Below are 10,201 nucleotides of genomic sequence, written 5' to 3' on the forward strand. Positions count from 1 at the left end.
GGGGTGTCGCCCATTGCGAGGTCACTCTGCCCCCACCAGCCTTGACACCCCTCCACCAGCTTGGCTGGTCCCCCTCCCCTTGCAGGGGAGGAGTGAAAAAGGGCGACGAGCCTAAGCTCACCGCCCTCTAACTTTAACGATCGTAAAAAGATCAGGCTGTCACCGCCCCATGGCAATGCTTGTACTTCAGGCCCGAACCGCAGGGGCACGGCGCGTTGCGGTTCACGCGGCCTTCCCACTGCGAAGGATCGGTGCCCAGGTCCATGCCCTCGGGCTGCGGGATCTGCATGGGCGGCATCTGCGGCTGGAGCAGACCGCGCGCGGCGGCATCCCAGTCGTTGCTATTGTCCTCGCCGGTGAACGGGTCGAAGTGCGAGGTGATGAAGTCCGGCAGCTCGGGCAGCTCCGGCGGCGCCTGAAGCTGGAACTGCGCATAGGCGATGGTGCGCGTCACATCCTCGCGGATATTGTCGAGCATCCGCTGGAACAGCGAAAACGCCTCGTGCTTATACTCGTTGATCGGTGTCTTCTGCGCATAGGCGCGTAGGTGGACGACCTGGCGCAGCGCGTCCAGCGTGGCCAGATGCTCCTTCCAGTGATGGTCCAGATTCTGGAGCATGATCGACTTTTCGACGCTGGCCCAGGTGTCCGGCTCCAGCTCCTTGGACTTGGCCTCGACCGCTTCGTCGGCCAGCGCATTGACCCGCTCCAGCACGATCTCGGGGTCGATCGCTTCCTCGGTCATCCAGTCGTCGATCGGCGGCTCCAGGTTCAGCAGGTCCTTCAGCTGCTGCTTCATGCCCGCGACATCCCATTGCTCGGGATAGCTGTTGGGCGGGCAGGCCGCGCCGACGATCGCATTGACCGTCTCGGCGCGCATGTCGGCGACGACATCGCCCACCGTCTCGGCATCCATGATGTCGGCGCGCTGTTCGTAGATGACCTTGCGCTGGTCGTTCATCACGTCATCATATTCGACGACCTGCTTGCGGATGTCGTAGTTGCGCGCCTCGACCTTCTTCTGCGCGGTCTCGATCGCCTTGGTCAGCCACTTGCTGCCGATCGCCTCGCCATCCTCGATATTGTTGCGCATCATCTTGGCGAACAGCGTGTCCGGGCCGAAGATACGCAGCAGATCGTCGTCGAGGCTGAGGTAGAAGCGCGACAGGCCCGGATCGCCCTGACGCCCCGAACGGCCGCGCAGCTGGTTGTCGATGCGGCGGCTCTCGTGCCGCTCGGTGCCCAGCACGAACAGGCCGCCCGCCTCCAGCACCTTCTGCTTTTCTTCGATGATCTCGGCGCGGATGCGGGTCGCCGCCGCCTCATATTCCGGCGTGCCCTCGACCAGCTCGGGATGCTCGTCGAGCATGCGGAACTCCAGGTTGCCGCCCAACTGAATGTCGGTGCCGCGACCCGCCATGTTGGTGGCGATCGTCACCGCGCTCAGGCGACCGGCCTGCGCCACGATATGCGCTTCCATCTCGTGATAGCGCGCATTCAGCACCTTATGGGGCACGCCCTCCTGGGTCAGGAATTCGCTGAGCAGCTCGGACTTTTCGATCGACACGGTGCCGACCAGCACCGGCTGCCCCTTGGCGGCGTGGTCGCGGATCTTCTTGGCGATCGCCAGGAACTTGTCCTGCGTGTTCTTGTAGAACTCGTCCTCCTCGTCGACGCGCGCGATCGGCACGTTGGTCGGGATGGTGACGACGTTGATCTTGTAGATGTCGTAGAATTCGCCCGCCTCCGTGGCGGCGGTGCCGGTCATGCCCGAAATCTTCGGATACATGCGGAAATAATTCTGGAAGGTGATCGAGGCCATGGTCTGGTTCTCGGGCTCGATATTGACGCCCTCCTTCGCCTCGACCGCCTGGTGCAGGCCCTCCGACCAGCGACGCCCGTCCATCATGCGGCCGGTGAACTCGTCGATGATGATGACCTTGCCATCCTTCACGATGTAGTCCGTGTCGCGCTTGAACATCATGTTCGCGCGCAACGCCTGGTTCAGGTGATGGACGACCTGCGTATTCTCGAAGTCGTAGAGGTTTTCGCCCTGGAGCAACCCGGCCGCTTCCAGCAGGCGCTCGGCGCGCTCGGTGCCGTCCTCGGTCAGGATGATCGACTTCTGCTTCTCGTCCTTTTCGTAATCGTCGGCGGTCAGCTGCTTCACGATCGCATCGACGCCGATATACAGCTCCGACTTGTCGTCGGTCGGGCCGGAGATGATCAGCGGCGTGCGCGCCTCGTCGATCAGGATCGAGTCGACCTCGTCGACGATCGCGTAGTTGAAGGGGCGCTGCACCATCGACGAGCGCTCATACTTCATATTGTCGCGTAAGTAGTCGAAGCCGAACTCGTTGTTCGTGCCGTAGGTGATATCGGCCGCATAGGCGGCCTTGCGCTGCGCATCGTCCAGGTTCGGGATGATGGTCCCGGTCGTCATGCCCAGGAAGCCATAGACGCGGCCCATGGTCGCGGCGTCGCGGCTGGCGAGATAGTCGTTGACGGTCACGACATGCACGCCCTTGCCGGGCAGCGCGTTCAGATAGGTGGCGAGCGTGGCGACCAGCGTCTTGCCCTCACCCGTGCGCATCTCGGCGATCTCGCCGCGATGAAGGACGATGCCGCCGATCATCTGCACGTCGTAATGGCGCTGGCCCAGCACGCGCTTGGCGGCTTCGCGCACCGTGGCAAAGGCCTCGGGGATCAGGCTGTCGAGCGTCGCACCCTGATCCAGCTGTTCGCGGAACTTCACCGTCTGCGCGGCGAGCTGTTCGTCGGTCATCGCCTCCATTTCGGGCTCGAACGCGGCGATCTTGGCGACCAGGGGCTTGAGCGACTTGACGTAACGGTCGTTGGACGAACCGAACAGGGACTTGGCGAGGCCGCCGAACATAAGCGATTTCCTGACTGAAATATCGTGAGATAGGCGCAGCGCCGAGGGTCGTGAGGCGCGCGCGACTGCAATGGTAAGGAAAGGGTCGGCCACGGCCGACGCCGGGGCTTATTCGCGCCGACGGCCCATGAAGATCGCCACCACCGGGCGCGGCGCTTCCATATCCAGCCGATAGATCGGCATGGCACTCGCGAAAAGGCTGGCCCATGCCTGCGCCGGTCGGGTCGCGGCACGCGCGACGGCCGCCTGTTTGGCAGCCGTGACAATGCAGCGCTCGGCCACGACCCCGCGCGCCTCCTGCCCACGCGCGCTCGCCCCCACGCCGGTCAGCGCGGACAATAGGGCAGAGAGGAGCAGAAGCAGGTTCATTCGAGACTTGTCTTAGGCAGATACGCGCGGCGCGTCCATCCGTTGCGACACGTCGCCGAATGGGGCGTGCTCAGTCGCGGCCGATGACACGGTAGCCCATCCGAAAAAGTGCATCGACAACGGGCCATGACGGGTCGACCGGGACGGCCACCGCGTCCTTGCACGGCGCGAATTTGGGAATCCCCTCATCCCAAAGCCGCACGTCCGGCTTGCAATTGACCCGCTTCTGATCGGGCATGACGGTGTAGCGGACACTCATGTCGTTCAGCAGGACGATATCTTGGGGCCAGGCCGGGATGTCATGCGTGGTCGGGCTGGACGCATAGTCCATCACGAAACGCCCCTCCAGTCGCTGGGCGGGCGGCTTGTGATTGCGACGGACAAAGGCAGCCACCGTCTGGCGGGCGAATTCGGTGCAGACCGCATGCTCCAGTGGCAAGGCGCGCGGCTGCTTGGGAAAGCCGCCATCGCAGGTGACGACCCGGCCATCAGGTTCGACGGTCACGGTCATCGCGGCGGGCATCAGGGGACCGGGTGCCATGGCCATATCGGGCGCTTCATCGCCGTCGGGCAACTGCCAGCGGATACGCAGCTGATAATGGCTCGCCACGGTCGCGCCCCGGCGGTCCCTCGCCGCCCGGAACAAGCCGGTGTTCGATACGGCAAGACGGCATGTCTGTTCGGCCAGAGACGCCGCAGCCGACTCCACGATGCGGCAATCGGTGACCTGCCCCTGCCGATCGACCGTCAGGTCGGCGACGACACGCCCCTGCTCGCGCGCACGGATCGCGGCCGGCGGATAATTGTTCGGACCGAAGACGACGCCCACGTCGCCGACCAGTTCGGGCCCGGGCGCATCGTCCGCTTGCACGCGCGCGTCCTGCACCAGCAGCATCAACCCCAGCACCAATAGCGCCATCTCGATTCCCCCGCCAAAATCGCTCGACGGCCTATCACACCCGTTGCAGCCCGCGCGCGCAAGCGGCAAAGCACAGGGCCATGAGCACCGCCACCTCGCCCTTCGCCCAGCCCTTCCCCGCCCTGCCCGCGATCGACGGCGTGACGCTGCGCGTCGCCCGCGCGCAGTATAAGAAGTGGGATCGGACCGACCTCACCTTCGTGACGCTGCCCGAGGGGACCAGCGTGGCGGGCGTGCTGACCACGAGCAAATGCCCCAGCCCGGAGGTGGAATGGTGCCGCCAGGCGCTGGTCCTGGGCCAGGCGCGCGCGCTTGTCGTGAATGCGGGCAACTCCAACGCCTTTACCGGCCATCGGGGCCGCGCCGCCGTGGAAGCCATCGCCGCCCGCGCCGCCGCCTCGGTCGGGTGTCAGCCTTCGGATATCTTCGTCGCCTCGACCGGGGTGATCGGAGTGCCCCTACCCATCGACAAGGCCGAAGCCGGGCTGGACGCCGCCTTCACTGCGGAGCCTTGCGGCTGGGAGGACGCCGCCGCGACGATTATGACCACCGACACCTTTGCCAAGGGCGCGACGACCACCGCTGTCGTCGATGGCCGCACGGTGACGCTGGCGGGTATCATCAAGGGCTCGGGCATGATTGCGCCAGACATGGCGACGATGCTGGGCTTCATCTTCACCGACGCGGCCGTCTCGCCCGAGTTCCTGCAACGCGCGCTGAGCGCCGCCAATGGCCGCAGCTTTTCGTGCATCACGGTCGATGGCGATACCTCGACCAGCGACACGGTGCTCGCCTTCGCAACCGGCCGGGCGGGCAATGCGCCGCTGGTCGATGACGAGAGCGACGGCGCGGACGCCTTCCGCGCGGCGCTGGCCGATCTGTGCCATCAACTCGCGCTGCTGGTCGTGCGCGATGGCGAGGGCGCGACCAAGCTGATCGAGATCCGGGTCGAGGGCGCGGAGAGCGACCGCTCGGCGCACCGCATCGCCCTGTCGATCGCCAACTCGCCGCTAGTGAAGACCGCCATCGCGGGCGAGGACGCCAATTGGGGCCGTGTCGTCATGGCCGTCGGCAAGGCGGGCGAACCGGCCGAGCGCGACAAGCTGTCGATCCGCTTCGGCGAGACGCTGGTGGCGAAGGACGGCCTCGCGGTCGAAGGCTATGACGAGGCCCCCGTCGCCGCGCATCTGAAGGGACAGGAGATTGCGGTCGGCGTCGACCTGGGCCTCGGCGAAGGCGTCGCGACGGTTTGGACCTGCGACCTGACGCACGGCTATATCTCGATCAACGCCGATTATCGGAGCTGACGCGATGCTGACCATCTGGGGCCGCCTCAACTCGCACAACGTCAAGAAGGTCGTCTGGCTGGCCGAGGAAATGGGGCTGGCCTATGACCGGCGCGATGTCGGCGGCGCATTTGGGATGGATGAGGCGTACCGGGCGCTCAATCCCAATGCGCTGATCCCGACGATCGAGGATGACGGCTTCGTTCTGTGGGAGTCGAACGCCATCCTGCGCTATCTGGCGGGGACGCGGGGTGGCGAGGCTTTCTATCCTGTCGACGCCCGCGTTCGGGCCTTGGCCGACCGGTGGATGGACTGGAACTTCACTTGGGCGGATGCGATCCGGCCGATCTTCTTTCAACTGGTTCGGACGGCGCCAGAAGCGCGCGACGCCGCCCTTCTCGAACGGAGCGTGGCACGGGCGGCTTCGCTGTCGGCAATCCTCGACGATGTACTGGGGCGGCAGGATTGGCTGTCCGGGGATGCGTTCGGGATTGGGGATATTCCGGTCGCGGCCTATGCGAATACGTGGTTCCAGCTACCGGTCGAGCGGCCTTCGCGGCCCAATCTGGAACGCTGGTATGCGGCGTTGCGGGAACGTGCGCCGTTCCGCGACGTGGTGATGATTCCGCTGAGTTGAGCCAAACAAAAAGCCCCTCCCGCAGGCGGGAGGGGTTTGGGGAGGTAAAACTGCGACAGGAAGTCTCGGTGAGACCTCCTGCCCTCCCCCATCCCCTCCCGTCTACGGGAGGGGCGTGCCAAGCGGCGTAGGGTCGGCTCAATCACCGCCCCTTCTTCCTCCCCTCCCGCAGGCGGGAGGGGATCGAGGGGAGGGAAAGGTGTCTCACCGAGACCGTCTACACCTTACAGCGCGCCTTCGAGCCAGGCCTTGATCCGGCCCTTGGGCTCGGCGCCGACCTTGGTCGCGGCAGCCGCGCCGCCTTTGAACAGGATCATCGTCGGAATGCCGCGCACGCCGTAACGGCCCGGTGCATCGGGATTGTCGTCGATGTTCAGCTTGGCGATCGTCACCTGCTCGCCCAGTTCTTCGGACAGCTCTTCCAGCGACGGGCCGATCATCTTGCACGGTCCACACCACTCGGCCCAGAAATCGACCAGCACCGGCTTGTCGGAGTTCAGGACGTCCGCCTCGAAGCTGGCGTCGGTGATCTGCTTGGTTGCCATGTCTATTACACTCCTTGAATTGCGATCCATGTAAGACGCCGGGTTCGAGGGCTCAACCACCCAGGGCCAAGCTTTGCTCCCCGTCGCGATAGCGCGGCTTGTGAGCGGCCAGTACCGCGTCGGGCACGGTGATCAGGCGCGGCCCCGCCGTGTAGAGCAGCGAGACTGACACGGCCCGGCCCGGAAAGATGACCTCCAGCGCGGCGGCATAGCCCGCCATCTGCGCCAGATGGAATATCGGCACGTCATCGACCCCGCCGGGCGCGCGTCGTCCGGTCTTATAGTCGATCAGCCGTATCTCCTCCGCCCCGATCAGCAGCCGGTCGACCCGGCCCGATACGACCAGGCCGTTGGCGAGCGTCGCTGCGATCGGTGCCTCCGCCAGAGAATCCGGCCCGAACAGCGGCGCAAAGGCCGGGTCGTCGAGGATCGCGAAGACCGCCCCCGTCACATCCGCGCGCAGGGCGGCATCCTCGACCCCCGCGGCCTGGATCAGCCAGCGCTCGGCCGCCCCGCGCCGCTGGTCGGCTGCGACCGGGGGCAGGCGTTCGAGCAGGCAGTGGATCAACCGCCCGCGCTCCGCCGCCGCGCGCATCGCGGGCGTCGGGGGCGGATCGGCGACCATATCCTCACCCAACGACGATGGCGCGAGCGGACGTGGCGGGCGCGACTCCTGCGGCGCGGGCGCGTGGACCCATTCGGGCAGCGCGATCTCTTCACGCTTGGTCGAGACGACGCTACTCGGGCGAGGTGCCACCGGTTCCTGCGGCGCGGCGCCGATGAAGAGCCGCGACTGTCCATCGCCCGGCTCGACCTCCGGCACGCCCAAAGCGGTCATCGCGCGTGCGCAGGTCGCGTACCAGCTGTGCATCGGCGGCACGCCCGCCGCCCGCTTGCCGAGCGCGCCAGTGATCACCAGCTGCTCCTCGGCACGCGTCGCCGCGACGTAGAACAGCCGCCAATGCTCGGCCAGTTCGCGCGCGGCGATCTCGGCGGCGACCGCATCCAGCGGCCCACCCCGTTCCTCGGCGCGCGGCGGGAAGACCGGGATCGGCAAGGCCCCCGGCTCGGGTGTCCAGCGCAGGATCGAACGCGGGCTCGCGGTTGGATCGGCGGTGGCGTCGGCCAGGATAACCAGCGGCGCCTGCAATCCCTTCGAGCCATGCGCGGTCATCACGCGCACCGCGTCCAGCGGCGCAGACGGATCGCGCACGATCTCGACATCGCCGCGATCGAACCAGTCGAGGAAACGCTGGAGCGAGGGCGTCGTCGTGTTCTCGAAGGTCAGCGCGGCGTTGAGCAGTTCCTCGATCGGATCGCGCGCCTCGGTCCCCAGCCGCCGGATCAGCTTGCGCCGCCCGTCTAGCGGCCCCGACAGCAATTCTTCCAGAAACTGGTAGGGCGTCGACACGTCCGCGCGCGCCAGCATCTGGCGCAGCGGAGCCAAATCCTCAGGCGGCAGGGTCCGGGTGAGATGCGCCCAGAGCGAGCCCCGCTCCCGGTGCCCCGCCGTCATCAGCCGATCCTGCGACCAGCCGATCAGCGGCGACACCAGCAGCGACGCCAGCGACAGGTCATCCTCGGGCTGAAGCGCGAACCGCACCGTCGCCAGCAGATCCTGCACCGCCAGCGGTGCGTTGAGCCGCAGCCGGTCGACACCCGCCACCGGCACCCCCTCGGCATAGAGCCGCGCGACGATCAGCGAGGCGAGGTCGCCACGCCGCTTGACCAGGATCATAATGTCCTGCGGCTCCAGACGACGGCCCTTGCTTTCGAGCATGACGCCGTCGTCCAGCCAGCGACGAACGGCGCGCGCGATATCGGTCGCGACCTTGCGCACCGCATCGTCGATCCAGCCTTCCTCGTCCTCTTCGCTGCCGCCTGCCACCACCGGCGGCCAGAGCGTGACGCGGCCGGGACCTTTCACCTCGCTGGCATGGCGTTCGACCTCGTGGCCCATGCCCATGCCGGGCTCGCCCAGCGCCTCAATGGCGGCGTCGACAAACTCGAGGATCGGCGTGGTCGAGCGGAAGCTGTGGGTCAGCGACAGCTGGTTGAACGGCAGGCCGCGTTCCTCGGGCGGCCATTCGTCATCGCCCGCCACCTCGCCCGCGCGCCGCGCAAAATGCAGCTCGGCCGCCTGGAAGTTGATCGGGTCGGTGCCCTGAAAGCCGAAGATCGCCTGTTTGTGGTCGCCCACGGTAAACAGGGTCCGTGTCGAGGGCGCATAGAGCCCGCGCCCGACAAAGAACTCGTCGGCCAGCGCGCGGACGATCCGCCATTGATGCGCGTTGGTATCCTGCGCCTCGTCGATCAGGACATGCTCGGTCACCTGGTCGAGCTTGTAGCGGACCCATTCGCCGATGCCGGGCCGCTCCAGCAGTTCGACGGTGGTGCGGATCAGGTCGTCGAAATCGACCGCCCCGATCGCGCGCTTGGACAAGGCATAGGCGCGCGCATAGTCACGCCCCACCGTCAGCGCATCGGCAAGCAGATCGGCATGACGCGCCCGCGCCGCCAGGCCCAGCAGATGGCGGCACGCCTCTCCCAGCTCGCGCGCCATGTCCTCATAGTCGGGATCTGCGTCGGTCAGCTTCTTGGACGCCTTGCGCGGCTCGCCCTTGGCGGTGAAGACCGTGCCCATCAGCTCTTCGAGCAGCGCCACCCGCCCTGCCCGGTCGCTGCCGATCCAGCGCTCCAGCACCGCCGCCGCCTTGTCGCCGGTCGCGGTGCCCCAGGCGCGGTTCGCCCCCGCCAGCCGGACCACGGCGTCCTCGTCGATTTCCTCGACACCCTCGGCGATCGCTTCGTCGATATCGCCCGAGGGCAGGTCGAGCGCACGGCGGAGCCAGGGCTGGATGCCCGTCGGCAATGCCTCCAGCGCACCGGGCGCACGGGCGCAGGCGGCGAGGAAGCCTTCCGCCCCGCCCTCGCCCAGCCGCAGCGACAGCGCGCCGACCGTTTCGATGGGACCGACGCGCCCTTCCCGCTCGGCGGTCTCCAGCATCCGGGCCAGCGCCTCGCGCGCCAGCACCGCCTCTTCGCGCGCCTCCAGCGGGCGGAAGCCCGGGGCCAGCCCGGCCTCGACCGGGAAGGCCGCAAGCAGCCCCTGGCAGAAGCCATGGATGGTCTGAATGCGAAGCCCGCCGCCCGGCGCGTCGAGCACACGGGCAAACAGCGTCCGCGCCCGCTCGCGCAAATCCGGGGTTGCTGTCTCACCCAGCGCGCGGAGGTCGGCGAACAGCTCGGTCTCGGGCATCCGCACCCACGCGGCGAGGCGGCCGTTGATCCGCTGCGCCATCTCGGCAGCGCCCGCCTTGGTGAAGGTCAGGCACAAGATCGCTTCGGGCGCGACGCCCGCCAAGAGCAGGCGGAACACGCGGGCGGCGAGCACCTGCGTCTTGCCTGTGCCCGCCGAGGCGGACAGCCAGACATGGGCTTTGGGATCGCTGGCGGCGGCCTGCGCGCCCTTCAGCGGGGGCAGGTTCGCCATGGGACGCGCGCTCATTGGCCAGACCTCCCCAGGCGGACGTCCCCAGCCGCTACCGC

7 protein-coding genes are annotated in these 10,201 nt (G+C 67.2%); 2 read left to right on the forward strand and 5 right to left on the reverse strand.

What is annotated here, in order from left to right; genetic code table 11:
- Window positions 1–151 precede the first annotated feature (151 nt).
- The 3 genes from secA to SSA01S_RS15390 form a co-directional block, all read right to left on the reverse strand.
- Complete coding sequence (gene secA / locus SSA01S_RS15380; protein ID WP_061781078.1) at window positions 152–2,896, reverse strand: preprotein translocase subunit SecA; 2,745 nt, start codon at window positions 2,894–2,896, stop codon at window positions 152–154.
- A gap of 108 nt (window positions 2,897–3,004) precedes the next feature.
- Window positions 3,005–3,265, reverse strand: a complete 261-nt coding sequence (locus SSA01S_RS15385; RefSeq protein WP_061781079.1) for a hypothetical protein — start codon at window positions 3,263–3,265, stop codon at window positions 3,005–3,007.
- Window positions 3,266–3,335: 70 nt separating this feature from the next.
- Window positions 3,336–4,184: an energy transducer TonB gene (locus tag SSA01S_RS15390; RefSeq protein ID WP_061781080.1), complete on the reverse strand. Its 849-nt coding sequence runs from the start codon at window positions 4,182–4,184 to the stop codon at window positions 3,336–3,338.
- 80 nt (window positions 4,185–4,264) lie between these two features.
- Between SSA01S_RS15390 and argJ the strand changes: the two genes are divergently transcribed.
- Together argJ and SSA01S_RS15400 are read left to right on the forward strand one after the other, a co-directional pair.
- Complete coding sequence (argJ, locus tag SSA01S_RS15395; RefSeq protein ID WP_061781081.1) at window positions 4,265–5,491, forward strand: bifunctional glutamate N-acetyltransferase/amino-acid acetyltransferase ArgJ; 1,227 nt, start codon at window positions 4,265–4,267, stop codon at window positions 5,489–5,491.
- A gap of 4 nt (window positions 5,492–5,495) precedes the next feature.
- Window positions 5,496–6,107, forward strand: a complete 612-nt coding sequence (locus SSA01S_RS15400) for a glutathione S-transferase family protein (RefSeq protein WP_061781082.1) — start codon at window positions 5,496–5,498, stop codon at window positions 6,105–6,107.
- Between the two features lie 224 nt (window positions 6,108–6,331).
- Here SSA01S_RS15400 and trxA read toward each other — a convergent pair whose 3' ends face one another.
- The gene (gene trxA / locus SSA01S_RS15405) at window positions 6,332–6,652 is read right to left on the reverse strand and encodes a thioredoxin (protein WP_007404159.1); all 321 of its coding nucleotides are present in this window, start codon (window positions 6,650–6,652) and stop codon (window positions 6,332–6,334) included.
- A 52-nt stretch (window positions 6,653–6,704) separates the two neighbouring features.
- Complete coding sequence (gene addA, locus SSA01S_RS15410; protein WP_061781083.1) at window positions 6,705–10,160, reverse strand: double-strand break repair helicase AddA; 3,456 nt, start codon at window positions 10,158–10,160, stop codon at window positions 6,705–6,707.
- Window positions 10,161–10,201 lie beyond the last annotated feature (41 nt).

The sequence above is a fragment of the Sphingomonas sanguinis NBRC 13937 genome (genome assembly GCF_001591005.1).
Classification (GTDB): Bacteria; Pseudomonadota; Alphaproteobacteria; order Sphingomonadales; family Sphingomonadaceae; genus Sphingomonas; species Sphingomonas sanguinis.